At 39.7% G+C, this 18,183-nt stretch carries 21 protein-coding genes; 10 read left to right on the forward strand and 11 right to left on the reverse strand.

Going from position 1 to position 18,183, the window contains the following annotated elements; all coding sequences use genetic code 11:
- Window positions 1–291 precede the first annotated feature (291 nt).
- Entirely contained in the window at window positions 292–429 is a 138-nt protein-coding gene (locus EWV68_RS01495; RefSeq protein ID WP_287168582.1) for a hypothetical protein, read from the reverse strand.
- Window positions 430–528: 99 nt separating this feature from the next.
- The gene (locus tag EWV68_RS01500; RefSeq protein ID WP_159251993.1) at window positions 529–831 is read right to left on the reverse strand and encodes a DUF433 domain-containing protein; all 303 of its coding nucleotides are present in this window, start codon (window positions 829–831) and stop codon (window positions 529–531) included.
- A 234-nt stretch (window positions 832–1,065) separates the two neighbouring features.
- Here EWV68_RS01500 and EWV68_RS01505 point away from each other — a divergent pair, with 234 nt between their 5' ends.
- The 4 genes from EWV68_RS01505 to EWV68_RS01520 all read left to right on the forward strand — a co-directional run bounded on the left by EWV68_RS01505 (window position 1,066) and on the right by EWV68_RS01520 (window position 2,329).
- Window positions 1,066–1,314: a DUF433 domain-containing protein gene (locus tag EWV68_RS01505; protein WP_002735373.1), complete on the forward strand. Its 249-nt coding sequence runs from the start codon at window positions 1,066–1,068 to the stop codon at window positions 1,312–1,314.
- Complete coding sequence (locus EWV68_RS01510; protein ID WP_287168583.1) at window positions 1,298–1,630, forward strand: DUF5615 family PIN-like protein; 333 nt, start codon at window positions 1,298–1,300, stop codon at window positions 1,628–1,630. Before EWV68_RS01505 ends, EWV68_RS01510 begins: the two co-directional genes overlap by 17 nt.
- Before the next feature lie 203 nt (window positions 1,631–1,833).
- Window positions 1,834–2,097 (forward strand): type II toxin-antitoxin system HicB family antitoxin, encoded by a 264-nt coding sequence (locus tag EWV68_RS01515; protein ID WP_002776938.1) that lies wholly within the window; start codon window positions 1,834–1,836, stop codon window positions 2,095–2,097.
- Complete coding sequence (locus tag EWV68_RS01520; RefSeq protein WP_002798208.1) at window positions 2,090–2,329, forward strand: type II toxin-antitoxin system HicA family toxin; 240 nt, start codon at window positions 2,090–2,092, stop codon at window positions 2,327–2,329. Before EWV68_RS01515 ends, EWV68_RS01520 begins: the two co-directional genes overlap by 8 nt.
- Window positions 2,330–2,834: 505 nt before the next feature.
- Here the strand turns inward: EWV68_RS01520 and EWV68_RS01525 are convergent.
- The gene (locus EWV68_RS01525; protein WP_061431924.1) at window positions 2,835–5,255 is read right to left on the reverse strand and encodes a phosphoketolase family protein; all 2,421 of its coding nucleotides are present in this window, start codon (window positions 5,253–5,255) and stop codon (window positions 2,835–2,837) included.
- A 554-nt stretch (window positions 5,256–5,809) separates the two neighbouring features.
- On the opposite strand from EWV68_RS01525, the gene gap reads away from it, so the two are divergent.
- The 3 genes from gap to ygfZ all read left to right on the forward strand — a co-directional run bounded on the left by gap (window position 5,810) and on the right by ygfZ (window position 8,504).
- Entirely contained in the window at window positions 5,810–6,844 is a 1,035-nt protein-coding gene (gene gap / locus EWV68_RS01530) for a type I glyceraldehyde-3-phosphate dehydrogenase (RefSeq protein WP_004161594.1), read from the forward strand.
- A 281-nt stretch (window positions 6,845–7,125) separates the two neighbouring features.
- The gene (locus EWV68_RS01535; protein WP_002743680.1) at window positions 7,126–7,494 is read left to right on the forward strand and encodes a hypothetical protein; all 369 of its coding nucleotides are present in this window, start codon (window positions 7,126–7,128) and stop codon (window positions 7,492–7,494) included.
- On the forward strand, window positions 7,491–8,504 hold the full coding sequence (gene ygfZ / locus EWV68_RS01540) for a CAF17-like 4Fe-4S cluster assembly/insertion protein YgfZ (RefSeq protein WP_287168585.1): 1,014 nt from the start codon (window positions 7,491–7,493) through the stop codon (window positions 8,502–8,504). Before EWV68_RS01535 ends, ygfZ begins: the two co-directional genes overlap by 4 nt.
- Window positions 8,505–8,780: 276 nt before the next feature.
- Here ygfZ and EWV68_RS01545 read toward each other — a convergent pair whose 3' ends face one another.
- The 7 genes from EWV68_RS01545 to EWV68_RS01575 form a co-directional block, all read right to left on the reverse strand.
- Window positions 8,781–10,439 (reverse strand): NAD+ synthase, encoded by a 1,659-nt coding sequence (locus tag EWV68_RS01545; RefSeq protein WP_287168587.1) that lies wholly within the window; start codon window positions 10,437–10,439, stop codon window positions 8,781–8,783.
- 12 nt (window positions 10,440–10,451) lie between these two features.
- Entirely contained in the window at window positions 10,452–11,180 is a 729-nt protein-coding gene (locus EWV68_RS01550) for an NUDIX hydrolase (RefSeq protein WP_287168588.1), read from the reverse strand.
- Entirely contained in the window at window positions 11,177–11,743 is a 567-nt protein-coding gene (locus EWV68_RS01555) for a nicotinate-nucleotide adenylyltransferase (RefSeq protein ID WP_002743664.1), read from the reverse strand. Before EWV68_RS01555 ends, EWV68_RS01550 begins: the two co-directional genes overlap by 4 nt.
- A gap of 387 nt (window positions 11,744–12,130) precedes the next feature.
- Complete coding sequence (locus EWV68_RS01560; RefSeq protein ID WP_002793132.1) at window positions 12,131–12,451, reverse strand: hypothetical protein; 321 nt, start codon at window positions 12,449–12,451, stop codon at window positions 12,131–12,133.
- 42 nt (window positions 12,452–12,493) lie between these two features.
- Window positions 12,494–12,928 carry a retropepsin-like aspartic protease gene (locus tag EWV68_RS01565; protein WP_287168590.1) on the reverse strand — a complete coding sequence of 145 codons (435 nt, stop codon included), beginning with the start codon at window positions 12,926–12,928 and terminating at the stop codon, window positions 12,494–12,496.
- A gap of 66 nt (window positions 12,929–12,994) precedes the next feature.
- Window positions 12,995–13,231 (reverse strand): hypothetical protein, encoded by a 237-nt coding sequence (locus tag EWV68_RS01570; RefSeq protein ID WP_043998271.1) that lies wholly within the window; start codon window positions 13,229–13,231, stop codon window positions 12,995–12,997.
- 281 nt (window positions 13,232–13,512) lie between these two features.
- Window positions 13,513–13,947, reverse strand: a complete 435-nt coding sequence (locus EWV68_RS01575; RefSeq protein WP_287168591.1) for a hypothetical protein — start codon at window positions 13,945–13,947, stop codon at window positions 13,513–13,515.
- Window positions 13,948–14,597: 650 nt separating this feature from the next.
- Here EWV68_RS01575 and EWV68_RS01580 point away from each other — a divergent pair.
- From EWV68_RS01580 to EWV68_RS01590, 3 genes are all read left to right on the forward strand, one after another.
- Complete coding sequence (locus tag EWV68_RS01580; protein WP_149979180.1) at window positions 14,598–14,837, forward strand: DUF1830 domain-containing protein; 240 nt, start codon at window positions 14,598–14,600, stop codon at window positions 14,835–14,837.
- Window positions 14,838–15,041: 204 nt separating this feature from the next.
- Window positions 15,042–15,464, forward strand: coding sequence for a hypothetical protein (locus tag EWV68_RS01585; RefSeq protein WP_287168592.1), 423 nt, complete (start codon window positions 15,042–15,044; stop codon window positions 15,462–15,464).
- Window positions 15,465–15,623: 159 nt separating this feature from the next.
- Entirely contained in the window at window positions 15,624–17,747 is a 2,124-nt protein-coding gene (locus EWV68_RS01590; RefSeq protein WP_287168593.1) for a pentapeptide repeat-containing protein, read from the forward strand.
- A gap of 78 nt (window positions 17,748–17,825) precedes the next feature.
- Here EWV68_RS01590 and EWV68_RS01595 read toward each other — a convergent pair whose 3' ends face one another.
- Complete coding sequence (locus tag EWV68_RS01595; protein WP_002750139.1) at window positions 17,826–18,032, reverse strand: UPF0223 family protein; 207 nt, start codon at window positions 18,030–18,032, stop codon at window positions 17,826–17,828.
- Window positions 18,033–18,183: the final 151 nt, after the last annotated feature.

Below are 18,183 nucleotides of genomic sequence, written 5' to 3' on the forward strand. Positions count from 1 at the left end.
GTTAAGATGTTGGTGGCTCATTTTTGGGTCTGATTTGTTTTTGTTAATGATCAGACAGTACCTGATGAGCCTTTCTTTGTCAACTCTTGAGGTTGATGCGTTTCATTTTTGAATTGGCGCATGAGTAGCATCATTAATAGACTTTGATGTAACAACTCCTTCATTGATATAAGCATCCCTTAACTGTAAAACTTCAGGTGTTATAGTCATTTCAATTAAGATTGAGAATATCAATGCCAGAGTTCATAAGGGTTTAACTGGTCTAGAGTGTATCAGACTTATCTGAAATGACTATATCTTAACTACTTCAATAACTCTCTGCGGAATCGATAATAAAATATCTTTAACCGCTTGGGGGGCATTAATTAATTCGCTAAGAATGATATCACTCATTAACAAAATAAACTTTTCTTGCTTAATGGCTTCCATCAATTGATTGGACTCTAAGGAAAATTCATCATCTAAACAGCCTCAAATGACTGATGTATCGATATAAACTCTAAGTTTTTTCATAACGATTTTAGCTCGTCAATTTAATATTTTCTCAATTAAAGATGGTTTGTTGCCTTGTAGTTGTTTAGCAAAAGTTTCTCCTGCTTCAAGTTGTCGTCTAATTTCTTCTCGATTGTCATGGTAATAGGCCAAGGCCGCATAAACATCTGCTAGGGTGATAGTAGGATGATGATAAATAATTTCATCTGGTGACATTCCCATTCTTTCATGCCAAATTACAATATCTTGAACTTTAATTCGATGTCCAGCAATACGAGGTTTTCCACCACAGATACCAGGAGTGATTTCAATATGTTGTGAGATAACTAAAGATGACATAATTACTTGCCAATAATATTAATAAATTGTTATTATCGTACCATTTTTTCCCCAGTAAGGCCACATCAGTGCGATCTCTGCTCTTTTAGAGTGGATTAAGGTAGTGTAATGCACCTTATTGATAATAGAATTTTTGAAACCTAAAAGTCGAGGGCTTTGGTTTTAAGATTTATCAAGCTTAAAGTACAGTTAACATTAAGCTATAATAATCATTAGTCAACAACAATTATTACTATGTCTTTTGCAGCTAAATATCGAGATCGGATTGTGATTAACCCAGACATTCGCAGTGGCAAACCTTGCATTGTCAATACTCGTATTGCAGTAGCAGATATTTTTGATTATCTAGGAGGAGGGATGACTATTGAAGAAATATTAGATGATTTCCCCGATCTTACCTTAGAAGATATACAAGCCTGTTTTGCATTTGCCGCCGAGCGGGATCGTCGTTTAATGGTTATTCCCTATGAAACTGCTATTTGACGAAAATTTATCACCTAAACTACCTCTGTTACTGGTATCACATTTTCCCGATAGCGCTCATGTTAGAGATTGTAGCCTAAAAGGGTTTCCCGATCAAAGGATTTGGGAATATGCGCGTATCAATGGATTGATAATTGTCTCGAAAGATGCTGATTTTTATCAACGGAGTTTGTTGTATGGCCAACCTCCAAAGTTCATCTGGTTGAGGATTGGAAATTGTACCACTCATCATCTAATCAGTCTTATTTTAAAACATAAACAAGCTATTAAGAGATTTAGCGATAATTCTACCGAGTCCGTTTTAGTAATTGCATAATCATATATTATCCTCAGCGATCGCTTTTCTGATCGGGTGCATTAACAAAGTATAATGCACTTTATTTATTGTCTATTGATAAAATGATCCAAAGACGTTAATTTAAAAGATTGAGGTAAGGCAGTTTGTTGGGTTGGTTTTGTGTTAAAATTAAACTGGAGTAAATTCTAATCCCCGATGAAAATTTCAACAGAACAATCACCATGAACTTTTATACCGTTATTCTGAGAAAAAGTGCAAATTATTGGGTTTCATTATGTCTTGAAAATGGATTAGTTGGACAAGGAGAAACTCAGGAAAAAGCTATTGAGAAACTAAAAGAAGCGATTGAATCTTTTTGGGAGATTTATCATGATCAAGCCAATATATATACCAGTCCTATTCCTATAGACGAACTTCATGAATTTTTAACTGTGGGAGATTCTGAAACTCCCGAAACTTACGAACTCAGAAAAGTTTATGCCTAAAAATATTCCTTCTCTTAAACCCAAAGCACTAATCAAAATTCTTGAAAAAGGAGGCTGTCAATTTTATCGAGAAGGAAAAGGTGATCATCGTTTATATTGTAGAGTATTGTATAATCAACGTCGAATCGTTCCTATCGATATAGGTGCAAAAGAAATGTCCCCTGCTTATGTTTTACGAATTTTTAGACAATTTGGTTTTACAGATGAAGAAATAGAACATTTATTAAAATAGATGATTGAATGGTTTTTTTCAAACGAAGAAATTATCTATTCTAGTACGCTTTATCTTAATTTTATTTCCAAAAGCTAAAATAAAGTGATAGCTACCTTTTTAAGGTACATTAACGCGATAGTAAAACCCTCGATTGCTTGTTATAAATTGATTTAATGATTAATTTTCACCCAGTCATCGTCGATAAATTAGCCTCCCTTAAAAACAGGTAAAGTGACTATCACCATTTTGCCTAATTTTTTCACTCTGGTAATGAACTTTTGATTATGAAATGATCCAAATTTGAGGAGAATTTGCCATCTCAATTGTTAAGATTTCGTAACTATTCTGATTGACTGGTATCACCTGAAATGCCCATGCGGATCACAAAATTGGTCAATTGTCAACACCTTTTGAGATGCTCTCACCCTGTAGAAAATCAAGAATATTTTTTAGGTGGAATAGGAAGATGAAATTTATCAATAAACTAATAAATTATCATCACCTAAACCACTTTCTAGCCTAATTAATAGGGCCATTTCCAGTTAGTAATCTCGTCCTTATCGATGCCATTGGTAAAAGCATAATCGAGATTATCGATAATAGCATTTTTCATCCGTTCTTTCACATGACCGGCAGCAGAACCTAATTTCGGCACGCGATCAATGACATCAATTACTAGATGAAAACGATCAACTTGGTTACGAATCGCTAATTCTAGGGGAGTATTAATATTCCCCTCTTCTTTGTAACCGCGCACATGAATACGTTCTTGATTGCTGCGACGGTAGGTAAGTTTATGAATCAGCCAAGGATAACCGTGAAAATTAAAGATAATTGGCTTATCAGTGGTAAATAAACTATCAAAATCCCGTTCTGATAAACCGTGGGGGTGTTCACTTTCCGACTGTAATTTAAACAGATCAACCACGTTGATAAAGCGAACTTTTAAGTAAGGGAATTCTTCCCGCAGAATTGCCGTTGCTGCCAGGGATTCCTTAGTGATAATATCCCCACAGCAAGCCATAATTACATCCGGTTCATCGGGATTGATTCCGTCATCATCGTTACTTGCCCAATCCCAAATACCGATACCTTTAGTGCAGTGTTTAATTGCTTCTTCAATGGTCAAGTATTGCAGGTGTTTCTGTTTATCAGCAACGATAATATTAGTGTAATCCTTGCTCTTGAGACAGTGATTAGCCACACTTAATAAACAGTTACCATCGGGGGGAAGATAAACCCGCACCACGTCGGCACTTTTATTGGTTACTAAATCGATAAAACCGGGGTCTTGGTGACTAAAACCATTGTGATCCTGCCGCCAAACCACCGAGGATAACAACAGATTCCAAGAGGAAACAGAAGCGCGCCAAGGTACATGATTTTTGCAGATATCGAGCCATTTAGCGTGTTGGTTGAACATGGAATCGATAACGTGAGCAAAAGCCTCGTAGGAGTGAAATAAACCGTGACGACCGGATAATAAATAACCCTCTAACCAACCGACTAAAGTATGTTCACTCAGTATCTCCATCACCCGACCATCGGGAGATAATTGGCTACCATCTAAATCCTCCGGATAGGTATCGGCTAACCAAGCTTTTTTAGTCACTTCATAGAGAGCCGCTAAACGATTAGAAGCAGTTTCATCGGGACCAAAAACGCGAAAATTAGTCATATTATTTCGCATTACATCCCGCAAAAATACCCCCATCACTCCCGTGTTTTCCGCTTCCACTTGGCCCGGGTGGGTGACATCTACGGCATATTGACGAAAATCGGGCATTTTTAGGTCTTTACGCAGCAATCCGCCGTTAGCGTGCGGGTTAGCACTCATGCGACGATGACCCCTAGGAGCGAGTTCTTTAAATTCTGGCTTAAATTTACCCGTGGTATAGTCAAATAATTCCTCCGGGTTATAGCTTTTCATCCACTCCTCTAATTTTCTCAAGTGTTCGGGGTTTTCCTGCATGGCCCCCATGGGTACTTGGTGAGCGCGCCAGAATCCTTCTACTTTATGACCATCAACGTTTTTCGGACCCGTCCAACCCTTGGGAGACCGGAGGATAATCATCGGCCAGGGGTAACGTTTAGCAATACCCGTGCTGCGAGCTTCCTGTTGATAGAAGCGAATCTGATTGATACAGTGTTCTAGGGTAGCGGCCATTTTTTGATGGCAGTGCATGAGGTCTTCATCTTCCTTACATTCGACGATGTAGGGAGTGTAACCGTAACCGACAAAGAGACTTTCTAACTCGTGGGTCGAAATACGGGAGAGAATGGTGGGATTAGCGATTTTATAACCGTTTAAGTTTAAAATTGGCAGTACCGCACCATCGCGAATCGGGTTAAGGAATTTATTCGAGTGCCATGCGGTAGCAAGGGGACCGGTTTCAGCTTCCCCATCACCCACCACCACGGCCGTAATGAGGTCGGGATTGTCAAAAACAGAACCGTAGGCATGGGAAACACTATAACCCAGTTCGCCGCCCTCATGGATAGAACCGGGGGTTTCGGGGGTGACGTGACTGCCGATGTGACCGGGAAAAGAAAATTGTTTAAAGAATTTTTGTAATCCTTCCTCGTCTTCACTTTTATCGGGGTAAATTTCCGAATAGGTTCCTTCTAGATAAACCGGACCGAGTACCCCCGGCGCCCCATGGCCCGGACCGGCCATAAAAATCATATCGAGGTCGTATTTTTTGATTAAACGGTTGAGGTGAACGTAGGTAAAACTTAAGGCCGGACTCGCTCCCCAGTGACCAAGTAAGCGATACTTAACGTGTTCGGGTTTAAGATGTTCTTTGAGGAGGGGATTATCGCGCAGATAAATCATACCTACAGCTAAATAGTTACAAGCGCGCCAATAGGCATGGGTTTTATAGAGTTCGTCTTGAGAAAGGGGATTTTGTTCTGTTAAGGGTCTTTCTGGTGTGAATACCATGAATATTTCTCCAATATCTATGAAGGATGAGATTAAGAGAGTTGATAGACAATTTCTCCAGATTATCGAGAGGGTTAACCCTCGGTCAGTTTTCAAACTGTAATCAAGAGTCTAACCTTTTGGGGCGCAAAAAACTATTAAAATAAGCTATATTTTGCCAATCTGACTTGGGGAATTTATGTCAGTCGGGCGGGGTTTTTAAATGGCTTTTAAAGGCATATTAATATGTTCTTAACTTAGGTATCAATCATTCTCAGAAAGCTTTTAATGATTTTTTAATGTCGGCTTTTCCCAAAAGGCTATATAATCACATTCTCGTTGGTCGGCCAAGGCCTAATTAGGTTTTCTCGATGCCGGTGGCGAGGACGACTAGGGTAGCAAATTGATGATTTTTTATCTTGGAAGCACTGAAACTTAAAATCTTTCTATACTTCATCTAGCGATCAACAAAAGCTGATTAGCATATATAGTGATTCTCTACAGGCTAATCAATTCTCAAATTATTTTTTCTTGATCGTGCCTAAGCTTATCGCAGCTGCAAAGGAGTTTTTTTCATGACAAAAGTAAGAGTCGCTATCAACGGATTTGGTCGTATCGGTCGCCTCGTTTTTAGGGCCGGTATCCAAAATCCTGATTTCGAGTTTGTTGGTATAAATGATCTCGTCCCCCCCGATAATATTGCCTATCTGCTCAAATACGACTCCACCCACGGACGTTTTCAGGGTACGGTAGAAGCGAAAGAAGATGGCATCGTCGTGGATGGTAAGTTTATCCCCTGTTACTCGATTAAAGACCCCGCCCAACTGCCCTGGGGTGCAACCGGGGCCGATTATGTGGTCGAGTCCACCGGTTTATTTACCACCGCCGAAGGAGCAGGAAAACACCTAGAAGCTGGGGCCAAACGGGTGGTTATCTCCGCACCCACCAAAGATCCCGACAAGATTCGTACTATTGTACTAGGCGTTAACGATAATGAATACGATCCCGCTAAGGATCTGATCGTCTCTAACGCTAGTTGTACCACCAATTGTTTAGCCCCGATCACCAAAGTTATTAACGATAACTTCGGACTAGCGGAAGGATTAATGACCACGGTACACTCGATGACCGCCACTCAACCCACCGTGGATGGTCCATCGAAAAAAGATTGGCGCGGTGGTCGCGGCGCTGGTCAAAATATTATCCCCTCCTCCACGGGAGCAGCCAAAGCAGTAACCCTAGTTATTCCTTCCCTAAAAGGCAAATTAACCGGTATGGCCTTCCGTGTGCCAACTCCCAACGTTTCGGCGGTGGATTTAACCTTTAAAACCGCAAAAGCCACCAGTTACGAGGAAATCTGCGCCGCTATGAAAGCCGCCAGCGAAGGACCGATGAAAGGTATCCTCGGTTATACCGATGAGGAAGTGGTATCGAGTGACTTTATCACCGACCCCCATTCCAGTATCTTTGATGCTAAAGCTGGCATTCAACTTAATGCCAATTTCTTTAAGGTCGTCTCTTGGTACGATAACGAGTGGGGTTACTCCTGCCGGATGTTAGACCTGATGAAAATGATGGCAGCCAAGGAAGCAACCCTAGTAACAGCCTAAATCAGTGATCAGTTATCAGTAAACAGTAACCAGTGATCAGTAAACAGTAAACAGTAAACAGTGAAAAGACAGCACTGTTAATGCCATTAGACATCTCCAAGAGTTAAACAAAATAGTTCTATGGCTGAAATGTATGTCTTTGTCTATTTAATATTGCTCACTTAATAAGTAGGTGGGTGTTAAAAATTGTCAGATCCCCCCTTATCAAGGGGGGCAGGGGGGATCCCCCCACTTAATACTCAAATCTGATAACTGATCACTGATCACTGATAACTGATAAGATGAATCCAAAATTTAAAGATATTACCGCTTGGGAACAGGCACAATTGTTAATGCAGCCGGCATTTATTCGGGTGCTGGATAATCTGCGTAAACAGTTAGAAAATTCCCTCTGGAAAGGAACTTATACAGAAATTCAAGATCCCTATCCCAGTTATCTGCTCTGTTTGACTTATCTCGATCGCTCCGTTACTGTAAATATTTGGGAACTTTGTTTTCAAGTCTGTTTTCTCGATTATCCCACCGATGAAGGAGAGAGCGTCACCATCGATACCAGTCTCCTCGATCCCACCGGTGAACTAGATTGGCAGAGTTTGGAAACGAAAACCGAGCGCATTATTAAGCAATTATTCGCTAATTTACCCCAATGAAAGCAGATTTAGAAACGATCAAGGCAGAGTATGCCGCTAATTTTCTGAAAAATTACAGTAATGATCCCCAAAGTTTAGCATCCCAAACAATTTTAATCGATCGCTCCGATTGGGGTTTATTAGAATTAAAAGGCCAGGACCGACTGCGTTTTCTCCACAATCAAACCAGTAACGCGATCGATCGCCTGAAACCGGGTCAGGGTTGTGAGACAATTTTCCTTAACTCTACCGGTCGTACCCTCGATTTTGTCACAGTTTACGCTGGCGATGATTCCCTCCTCATCCTCGTTTCTCCCCAACGTCGTCAATTTTTACTGGAATTGATCGATCGCTATATTTTCCCCTTCGATAAGGTGGAAATTAGCGACTTAACCGATAATTTTGGCATTGTCACCCTAATCGGTAGTGAAAGCGGGCAATACCTGCAAAAAATCGCCATTCCAGAGCAGATTTTAACGGGGGTGGAGCATAGTCATTATCTCCTTTCTCAACCCGCCCTGAGAGTGGCCGTCGGCACCGGCTTAGACCTACCCGGATATACTTTAATCGTTGCCGCCGCCGAAGCCGGTCCCCTCTGGGAAAATTTAATTAAAAATGGCGTTACTCCCGCCGATGAGCAGGTGTGGGAATACCTGAGAATCCATCAAGGCCGACCGGCAGTCGATCGAGAATTAACCGAAGATTATAACCCTTTAGAGGCCGGTTTATGGCGAGCGATCGTCTTTGATAAAGGTTGTTATATTGGTCAAGAAACTATCGCCCGTCTCAACACCTATAAAGGCGTAAAACAAAGACTTTGGGGCATAAAACTCAGCCAACCCGTCCCCAGCAATACCCCGATTATTTTAGAAGCGCAAAAAGTCGGTTTACTCACCAGTGTGCTGGAGGATTTTGGCTTGGGTTATGTGAAAACAAAAGCGGGAGGAGAGGGTTTAAAAGTACAAATCGGCGAGGCAACAGGAGAATTAATCTCTTTACCCTTCCTCTCTCACGAATACCCCTTTCAGTGAACAGTAATCAGTAAACAGTGATCAGTAATCAGTAATCAGTAATCAGTGACCAATCACTAATCAATGATAACTGATAACTCACATCTTATAAGTAGTTGTGCAAAATTAATTTATTGGTTAGGATAGGCAAAAGGCAGGAGGCAAAAGGCAAAAGCTTTATCGAAATGTGTAATTAATTTTGCTTAGATACTTAACTAATAACTAATAACTAATAACTGATAACTGATAACTGATAACTGATAACTGATAACTGATAACTGATAACTGAAAAACCCCCTAACCCCAGCGACTAGCGATAGGCATTCGCCAACCAGTGCCAAAAGCGCGATCGCTAATTTTTAGACCCGGGGGGGCTTGTTTGCGCTTAAATTCGGCATTTTTAACTAATTTAATCACTTTCTGCACAATTTCAGCCTCAAAGCCGGCGGCGATAATTTGTTCGGCGGATTGATGGCGATCGATTAATAGTGCTAAAATAGCATCTAAAATCTCGTAGGGAGGTAAAGAATCTTGATCCTTCTGATTGGGTTTTAATTCAGCACTAGGAGCTTTATTAATCACATTCAGGGGAATAATTTCCCCGTGCCGATTTAACCAGCGACAGAGGGAATAAACCCTCGTTTTCGGCACATCAGCAATCACTGCTAAACCACCATTCATATCACCGTAAAGGGTGCAATATCCCACCGCCATTTCTGATTTATTGCCAGTGGATAATAGTAAATGACCGAATTTATTAGAGAGAGCCATCAATAAATTACCGCGAATGCGTGACTGAAGATTTTCTTCAGCAATACCGAAATCAGTCCCAGCGAAAAGCCGCTCTAAAAGTTGATCATAAGCGGTCATAATTTCTTGAATTGCTAACTTCTCACTTTTGATACCTAAATTATTAACTAAAGCCACTGCATCGCTAATGGAATGGTCGGAACTATAGGGAGAAGGCATCATCACAGCGAGAACATTTTCTTTACCTAATGCGTCAGTGGCAATAGCGGCAACTAAACTGGAATCAATGCCACCACTCAAGCCGAAAATTACCCGTTTAAAACCGCATTTCTGCACATAATCTCGCACTCCTAAGACTAAAGCTCGATAAATTTCCTCATCTTCATCGACGGGTAAAGGATGAATAACTGCGGGTAACAAATCCTGATTAAACTCGATTAATTCTAGGCTAGAAGTAAATGCTTGGGCGCGATAAATCACTTCTCCTTGTCGGTTAAAAGCAACGCTATCACCATCAAAAATTAAATCATCATTACCTCCCACTTGATTGACATAAACTATAGGTAAATTATATCTAGTGGCACTATGGGATAATAAAGATTCTCGCAATTTTTGCTTACCGACACTGTAGGGAGAAGCGGAAAGATTAACGATTAAATCCACTCCTAAATTAGCTAAATCGGCGATGGGATTAACCGCGTATTGACGCTGACCCCAAAATTGTTCATCATTCCAAACATCTTCACAGATAGTTACACCAATTTTAAAATTATTTTCTGTTAGTTGAAAATATTGACTTTCTTTCCCAGAAGCAAAGTAACGATCCTCATCAAAAACATCGTAGGTAGGCAATAAACGTTTAGTAAAAATTTGTTTAATTTCTTGACTTTTCAACAAAGCTATGCTATTAAATAACGGCTTTTCTCCTCTGACCGTTGCCGAGGGATTTTTTTCGACAAAACCGACTAAGACGGCTAACTTTTCTGGTAATTGTTGGGACAATAATTGCAATTGTCGAGACATTTTCTCCACAAAACCCAGATTTAATAACAAGTCTCTGGGAGGATAACCACAGAGGGATAATTCTGGGGTTAAAAGTAATTCTGCTCCCTGATTAAATGCTGTTTGAGCAGCCTCTAAAATTCTTTGGGCATTTCCTTCGATATCTCCAACAATGGGATTTAATTGAGCGATAGCAATTCTCATATTTTTTCCTATTTAAACAAAAACTAAGGGTTGCTCTTTAAAGGGACCAAAAGCTTTTTCATCAAAGCGATATAAACTAGCAGGACGACCGGCACCACGAGAGACTTTTAAACCCATATCCTTGAGAAATCCTAATTTCAATAGCCGATTTCTGAAGTTAGAATAATCACTAAAATTTTTACCTAAAATTGTCTCATAAAATTGATAAAGATCATTTAAAGTAAATAATTCTGGTAAAACCTCAAAAGCGACGGGACTATACTCTACTTTATTGCGTAATCTTTGCCAGCCATATTCCAAAATTTGACCGTGATTAAAGGCTAAATCTGGCACTTTATCAATCATATACCAAGTGATATTATAATCCCGTTCAGTGATTAACTTTGCTTCTTCAAACCGCACTAAAGCGAAGTAACTCACCGATAGATAACGTTTCCCAAAACTCTCGGCCGCTGCCGGGGAATCTCCCTCTGGACTGCCAAAAGTATATAACTGTTCCAGATAGAGATTATTGACGCTAATTTTCTCGGCTAAAATTCGATAGGCTGCCGTTTCCAGTGATTCCCCATTTCTAACTAAAGTTCCGGGTAAACTCCAGTAATTACTAAAGGGTTCTTCCCGTCGTTTAATCAGAAGCACCAGCAGCCGATTTAATTGGGTATCAACGGAAAAGATCACGTTATCAACTCCCACTTTAAAATCAGCTAGAGATTTATTAGCTAGGGTATTTGGCGATTTCATGCGTAAAGTTTTTGACCTTCGATATAATCTTTAATCGGTGCGGGAACAGCCTGTTTATCGCCTTTTTCTCGATAATCTGTTGAGGATACAGCCGGAGCAAAGACATCGGCAATCAGACAATCACCCCCTAATGTTTGCAGTTGTTCAATATCATCTTGATTAATAGGATATCCGGGACGGGGAATCACAAGAATTTTGACTTTTTCTAGTAATTCTTGGCTACGATACCAGTGCCTAATTTGTCCAGCTAAATCAGAACCAATGACTAGGGTATATTCCTCCTGTTCTCCCCAAATTGCTTGCGCTTTTTCCACACTAATTAAGCTACGTCGATCGCTTAATTCTCGTCGCAGTTGTATATTATCCCTTGGGGGTTGAATATCCCGGATGAGCAAATTTAACATCCTCAGACGATGTTCGAGACTGGTTTGATGATTTTTAAAGGGATTATCGGCAGCCCAAACCGCAACGATATCGTACTGTTCCGATAACCATTTTAGTATGGCTTGATGACCGGCAGTAGGAGGATCGGCACTGGTTCCAAAAAGGGCAATTTTAAGCATAGGATTCAATTGCTTGCTCACTGAGGGATTAGTTTAACTCTGCTCAAGCTTGGCAAAGATTAAGTAGGTAGGTGTTAAAAGTTGTCAGATGCCCCCCTTATTAAGGGGGGATTAAGGGGGGATCGCCTATCGGCACCCCCCTTATTAAGGGGGGCAGGGGGGATCGAACCTAAAATCCATTTTTAATTTAATTATAACCAGCTACTTAACTTCTCCCCATTATAGTTGATTTTACCAAAATAGGGCAAGAGGATCAGTGATCTCCTGCAAAAGTAAGTTATCGAGCCGCTATCGGGTCAAAATATCTAAAACCTCGGATAAATTCGACATAATCTTAGGTTTTATGAATAGGATAGTTATCTCTTATCTTTTGTCTGCTATCGCCGTTCATTCTTTTTTCGGTGATATTTTAAGTTTTGCTGTAAATTTGACTCCAAACTCCATTCCTAACTCTAATTCAGCCTCCCATTCGAGATTCCGTTTTTTGCAAGCATTATTAAACTCATCATGAACTTTATCAATCAACTGGCTTAAGTCATCAATTGCCTGCTCAGGATCGATGAAGAGTGGAGCTAAAATCACGGACTCATCTTCACTTTCGCCAGATTTTTCAGTATTTCGACTCAGATCATCTCGTTGTACAAAAACGATTTTAGGTTCTAAGGAAACAATTTTTAGTTTTTGAGTTGGCTGGAGATTATCAGACATTTAATCTTTCCTAAATCTTGATGAATAATAGAGGAACCCACGTTAAAGCGAAATAAATAGCTTTTCTAGTTTAAGAGTTTTTTGAGGATAATCAATGATTACCTTTAATTCTTTGAGAATGTCCCCTCCTAAAATCCCATCAATATAGTATTGTGAGAATACTCCCGGAAGAGAGCCAAAAAAAACTTCTGTTTCACTAAACAAAATAGAACCTATTTCCAGTCTATCAAGCCTAGCAGTCCTATACCGAGAACTACCCGTTGCACCACTTCCCCGAACAGATGATTGAGATGTCGGTAAATCTAGAAAGTCTAATAAATCTGGATGAAAGACAGTCATCTGTGACCCCGTATCGAGTAGGACATTAACCGTTCTTCGGTTGTCGTTAAACTCAACAGTGACTGGAATCACCCACATAGACAATCTCTCAAGATTGTGGTCTCCCTCAAATGTATGTTCAACGACAATGACGGCCATGTAGATTAAGGATGATGGGGTAAGGATAAAAGCTGTAGCGTTGATAGCCAAGACTCATTATCAACTTTAAGCAACTTTACTTCCGTCAACAAGACCTGTATAAAACAAATATAAGTCTCCCTTCAAATGTTTAGTCTCTTGTATCAGCTTACTTTTATCGTCTGAATACCCAATAACCTTACCTTTCTCTGGCCAGCCATATTTGTCGCGACCAGTGATCTCTACGACCACCCATTGATCGGGGTAATAGGATGAGACATCGGCTATACTCAAATCTTCTGTTTTGTGGCTAAGTGTTTTCATGGCTAAGCACGGTGGAGATAATCAAGACAGGAAGCGATAGGTACAGCCAAGAACGTTTACCTAATTCAGGCTGGGCAGTGCGGCAACACTCGACCAGCTTTTTTTTTCTACCACACATTGTAACACAGTTTAAGGAAGTTGTCAAGTATGCCAGCCATATTTGTCGCGACCAGTGATCTCTACGACCACCCATTGATCGGGGTAATCGGATGAGACATCGGCGATACTCAAATCTTCCGTTTTGTGGCTAAGTGCTTTCATGGCTAAGTCTATTTTTGAGACTACATATGACTCCCGTAGCATTTAGCGGCCAAAACCACTGGCTCGATTTCTCCCTTTTGGAGTTTTTCTAGCGGGGTTGCTCCCTCTAAACGAATATCACCCGTGAGCAGAAAGAGCATTTGTGTCCAAGCACCATCTTCTTTTAGGACGGCTAACACTTGGTCTAAACCTGACAAAACTTTGCCATCAATAAATTGCCAAGCGGGATAAACTAATTCCTCGTTGACAGATAAACCTAAGATCTGATGATTGAGCCTCATAGTTTCTAATTCCAAAGAACTACAGGCTAAAACACTACAAACCTCAGCGCTGGTTAAGGTTCCGCCTTGCTTAGATAGGAACCGCTTCTTCGCTTCTTCGCCTCGTTTAATAGCAGCTGCCAACGCAGGGGCCAAAGCTAAAGGAGATTGTGTTTTTTGCATGGATTCTAACATTTTTAAGCAACCCTACCACCGCGAACGTATTTTGAATCCCTGATTAGTTTTTAGGAAGACCCGATCTACCCCTCATAATAACAGATGGTGGGCATTGCCTACCATACATATAGCAATTCTATTTGAGATTTAAACTGTCACCTATTGATAACAAGGGACTTAAGCCCCTTGTCTATGTTAACCATTATTTAGTCTCCTTTTTTTTCGCTGTGCATTAACTTTAATCCTACATGAACATATAGATTCGCAATAGTCATCGGATGAATTGCTTCTGGCAACCGTCCTGCATATAACGGTACAGACACTCCAGCTAGAATCAAGAGTAAAGCAAGCGTCTTTTTGGGATTAACTTTGTCATTAGGTAGCATAACGTTCTTAAAATAGTGATACACCTATTTTATATCCAGCAAGCTATTCTATGTCACCCAATAAAAGTTGTAATTTTGATACTTTTTTAGGCTTTAAATTTGTAACAATTATTAGTTTGACTTTGCAATAATTATTAGTTTAAATATTCAATAATTGTTGGTTTAAATTTGCAATAATTGTTGGTTTAAATTTGCAATAATTATTGGTTTTCAATTCCAGAATTTTGAATTATCGTACATACATAACGTTCATCCCATATTGCTGAAACGGAGGGGAATGGTATGTCGAATGCAACTGTTAATCAAGCAATAATCAACTGTGTATATGTAAACGACACGGGAAAAATGGCTATTCTCAAAAATAACTTTGACTTGATAGTAAAATGGCGGGAGCAAGTCGTTAAGGTGGGCGAAGGTTTTTGCTTTGAGGCTCCTGAAGGGGGATACTTAGAGATTTTTACCTATGAGATGGCTACGATGATGCTGGAGGATAGAGTCCCCTGTCGGGAATTGGCGATATAAGGGAGGATTTGGGCAATAATTGTTGGTTGATTTCTCTTTTGGTTTTATGGAACTATCTCAGAAGCAATATAACTTTACGGTTATTATTGCAATACACTTTGAAAGAGTATCGGTGACTACAAATACAGCTATGTTGACTACCTTAAGATCGATTGAAAGTCCCTCCAACCCAACGAGGGTCGCATCTAACCCAAGGAGAGTACTATGGAACGAACCACTCCCCCATCACTATGCGATGCCCAAAAGCAGGCAAGAAACTGTGGTTTGGATATACCCAAACTAGAAGCTTTATTGAAAGAAATCGAACCCTTATCTGATAAATATAAGGAGATATTTTATCGGGCGGCTACAGGACTTTATTCCGCCGATGACTTGGCTGAAATGTTCAATCATAGCCAAAAAAATCTAAACGCAGATTTCAACAAAAATCTAGGATCCCATCTTAAGGATTACCTTGAGTTAGATGAGCGGGTGGGAATTACTTCTTTAAGAAGAGTTCTCTTTAAAAAGGGCTATTGTGTTGACATTAATGACGATGAATTAGTGAGAGTTTTGCCAACACGCTACGCTGAAAATTCTCAATTGGAGCAGCCTTCTGCCAGCAATTCTCATTTTAAGTTTTCATGACATTAAAACCCTTGCATCTAGAGGGGTTAATAATTCTTAACGAATCTCTAGATCGCTGAAACAACGCAAAATCGTTTCAAAATGAGAATTGCTGGCCTTCTGCTTTAGACCCAATTCTTGTTGATCAGAAAACCACCAATCAAGGAGATTGATTTAAAAATGGAAAACACAGAGTTATTGTGCGAGATACCAACATCGGTCAGTCCCCGTGCTGACATTATTAATGGTTTGTTAGCTCAACTAGAAAAGGAACAGGATAGCGATATCCGTGCTGAAATCATAAGGAAATTGGGAGAATATCCTGAGCCTCAACTTATTAAAAAACTTTGGGATTTGAGAAATAATCTCGAAAACGAATCTGATGATTTTGTGCAGTACGAGACCCAGCTTAGTCTGCATAAAGCGGCTACCCAAAAAGTTTTGACTCCAATAGGTATTGATTTTTTTCTGGATAACTTAGAGGTATTCCAATCAAAAGATAACAATTCTCAAGCTCCAAAAGTCTTAATTGACGCTGATCTAATTGAAGAGTTTTTATTACGAAATCAGACGACTCTTAACAGGGAAGCTGCTAGGGTTATGGGACTTGTTTTAGAGGAAAAAATTAATCCTTACATCGGCGAAATGGGATTAATCAAAATTTGGCATAATATCAAAAATCTGAAATCTAGAGAAGATGCCAATCGTTCGATCATTGAACTTCTGAGTAAGATTAACGTCGGTCAAGTTAACTTGAAAGAAATTGACCTAGAAAAATATCCCAACGTTAATTTAAAAACGGCAATTCAAGTTGAGATTGCCAGAAAGTATAGCCTAGCAGGTATTATCACCATCAGAGATCGAGAATTCATTGCCAGTGGATATCCTTTTGTGGGTTCCCCTTCCCTATTCTTACAGTTTTTAGGGAAAGATACCTCGCCGGCATCTATCGAAAGAACTCTCAAAAATCTCGGTAAAGCGGCAATGGAACATGAACAAGTAAAACTCAATCAGCTTTTAGAAAACGAGCCTCAACACAACTTATTCTTTGAAGATAATCTTTTGCTTTTTCAAGGCTGGAAAATTGAGAACTTTGAAATTCTCTGTGCCAATAACAATTTAACTTCTGCGACAGTTATCCTATGTAATACAAAAACCCAAGAGCGTTACACTGAATCAGCCTTTAAAAAAGGTTCAGTAGATGCACTTTGTACTGCTTTTAATGAGGCTCTAGCTCATTTAGTTGAGGTTAAACATACCCTTAAATCTATCTATTTAGCCAACTTGACACCGGGTCAACAAGGAGCCACAACTGTCAAGGCGGTGGTTGAGTATGATGGTAAAGAAGTTATTACCATCCACACCCATGAAAATATTCTCAAGGCTTATTTTTTCGCCTACGTCAAAGCGATGATTGCCGTTTATGCACCCAAGGAATATCACCCCGATATTCATAGCACGAGAGAATTGACATATTTGCACAAAATTGGCGAACGAGATTTTCGGGGACTGAATTTCAGCCAAGTCAATTTAATGGATGGTGAGGCCAATCTTTCCGATGCAAAATTGATGGGATGTAACTTCAGTCAGGCTAATCTTTCGAGGGTTAATTTAACTAATGCTGATTTAACAGGAGCCGATTTAAGTCATGCCAATTTGAGCAAAGCTAATTTAACGGGAGCTAACTTGACCGATGTTAAATTAGATGAAAATAATCTAACCCTCCTTGATGGCACAATTTTGACTAACACAATTATGCCTGAAATTAACATTGAAATTAGCGGCGAATCCCGTTTAGAAAAGGTTGGTCAACTACTCAAACACATTGATCCTCAAAGTCAATCTCGAATCTTGGCTGTTCACTCCATGACAGATTCTATCTGGTGGGATAATCCTCCCGGTCAAAAATTCTGGGAAGTTAACGAAGAACTAATCGAAAGGAAGATTTCTATTCAACGAGTCTTTATTCTTCCTGAAGTTCCGACTCCAAAGCATTTACAGGTGATTCAGGAACAACTTAACTCTGGCATAGAAGTTGCTTGTATTTGTCAGGAAAAAGCCAAAGATATTGAAGGCTATCGTTGGGATGATACCAACCTATTGATTAGCGAAAACTTATCTGTTCCCAGAAATTCTTTTACAGCGAGAAGAACTATGAATGGTCAAACAGAATCAGGTTATATTTCCTATCAAACAAGAGTTGTCGAGACAGATAAAAGTATCTTTAACGCTCTATGGGAAAAATCCGAAAAACTCTCTACTCAAGCTAATATTCAGGAACAATTAGCAAACCTGAATACCTGACCCCGAACTTTATTGTTTTATTAACTGATGCTCACAATGCGATCGCTTTTTCTATTTTGTTTTCATAAAAAGCGATCGCTAAAAAGTGAGTTCTCGGTCGTTTGTCACACAATCCTGAAGATATAAATCAATTAATTCCTGATAAGAAATTCCTTTTTCTTTTGCTTTTTTTTCAAAGAAATCAATGACATCAATCCTTAAAGGTAAAGTGACCTGCCGCTTGAGTTGTTGAGCAAAAGGATTAGGACGACTTTTCATATTAGCGAGATCATACTCTGATTTCATAAACAATAACCTCGATGAGGACAGTATAGTATTTTGGTTAAATTTAACGACTCAATTATAGTACATACAATCAAATTAACGATAGTTCGCTCTTAAAAAATTTTTCTCTCTCACCTCAGAAAAACTGCGATCGCCGTTCTAATTCTATTTT

Origin of the sequence: Microcystis sp. M_QC_C_20170808_M9Col (assembly GCF_007095495.1) — a bacterium.
Lineage (GTDB): Bacteria > Cyanobacteriota > Cyanobacteriia > Cyanobacteriales > Microcystaceae > Microcystis > Microcystis aeruginosa.

Bases quoted from the DNA above. Each gene is read 5' to 3' on its own strand.
- EWV68_RS01515 (WP_002776938.1), top strand. From the start codon at position 1,834: ATGAACTTTTATACCGTTATTCTGAGAAAAAGTGCAAATTATTGGGTT.
- EWV68_RS01555 (WP_002743664.1), bottom strand. From the start codon at position 11,743: ATGCTTAAAATTGCCCTTTTTGGAACCAGTGCCGATCCTCCTACTGCC.
- EWV68_RS01495 (WP_287168582.1), bottom strand. From the start codon at position 429: ATGGAAGCCATTAAGCAAGAAAAGTTTATTTTGTTAATGAGTGATATC.
- EWV68_RS01565 (WP_287168590.1), bottom strand. From the start codon at position 12,928: ATGGCCGTCATTGTCGTTGAACATACATTTGAGGGAGACCACAATCTT.
- EWV68_RS01585 (WP_287168592.1), top strand. From the start codon at position 15,042: ATGGAACGAACCACTCCCCCATCACTATGCGATGCCCAAAAGCAGGCA.
- ygfZ (WP_287168585.1), top strand. From the start codon at position 7,491: ATGAAAGCAGATTTAGAAACGATCAAGGCAGAGTATGCCGCTAATTTT.
- EWV68_RS01570 (WP_043998271.1), bottom strand. From the start codon at position 13,231: ATGAAAACACTTAGCCACAAAACAGAAGATTTGAGTATAGCCGATGTC.
- EWV68_RS01500 (WP_159251993.1), bottom strand. From the start codon at position 831: ATGTCATCTTTAGTTATCTCACAACATATTGAAATCACTCCTGGTATC.
- EWV68_RS01560 (WP_002793132.1), bottom strand. From the start codon at position 12,451: ATGTCTGATAATCTCCAGCCAACTCAAAAACTAAAAATTGTTTCCTTA.
- EWV68_RS01525 (WP_061431924.1), bottom strand. From the start codon at position 5,255: ATGGTATTCACACCAGAAAGACCCTTAACAGAACAAAATCCCCTTTCT.
- EWV68_RS01590 (WP_287168593.1), top strand. From the start codon at position 15,624: ATGGAAAACACAGAGTTATTGTGCGAGATACCAACATCGGTCAGTCCC.
- EWV68_RS01575 (WP_287168591.1), bottom strand. From the start codon at position 13,947: ATGTTAGAATCCATGCAAAAAACACAATCTCCTTTAGCTTTGGCCCCT.
- EWV68_RS01520 (WP_002798208.1), top strand. From the start codon at position 2,090: ATGCCTAAAAATATTCCTTCTCTTAAACCCAAAGCACTAATCAAAATT.
- EWV68_RS01505 (WP_002735373.1), top strand. From the start codon at position 1,066: ATGTCTTTTGCAGCTAAATATCGAGATCGGATTGTGATTAACCCAGAC.
- gap (WP_004161594.1), top strand. From the start codon at position 5,810: ATGACAAAAGTAAGAGTCGCTATCAACGGATTTGGTCGTATCGGTCGC.
- EWV68_RS01535 (WP_002743680.1), top strand. From the start codon at position 7,126: ATGAATCCAAAATTTAAAGATATTACCGCTTGGGAACAGGCACAATTG.
- EWV68_RS01550 (WP_287168588.1), bottom strand. From the start codon at position 11,180: ATGAAATCGCCAAATACCCTAGCTAATAAATCTCTAGCTGATTTTAAA.
- EWV68_RS01595 (WP_002750139.1), bottom strand. From the start codon at position 18,032: ATGAAATCAGAGTATGATCTCGCTAATATGAAAAGTCGTCCTAATCCT.
- EWV68_RS01510 (WP_287168583.1), top strand. From the start codon at position 1,298: ATGAAACTGCTATTTGACGAAAATTTATCACCTAAACTACCTCTGTTA.
- EWV68_RS01580 (WP_149979180.1), top strand. From the start codon at position 14,598: ATGTCGAATGCAACTGTTAATCAAGCAATAATCAACTGTGTATATGTA.
- EWV68_RS01545 (WP_287168587.1), bottom strand. From the start codon at position 10,439: ATGAGAATTGCTATCGCTCAATTAAATCCCATTGTTGGAGATATCGAA.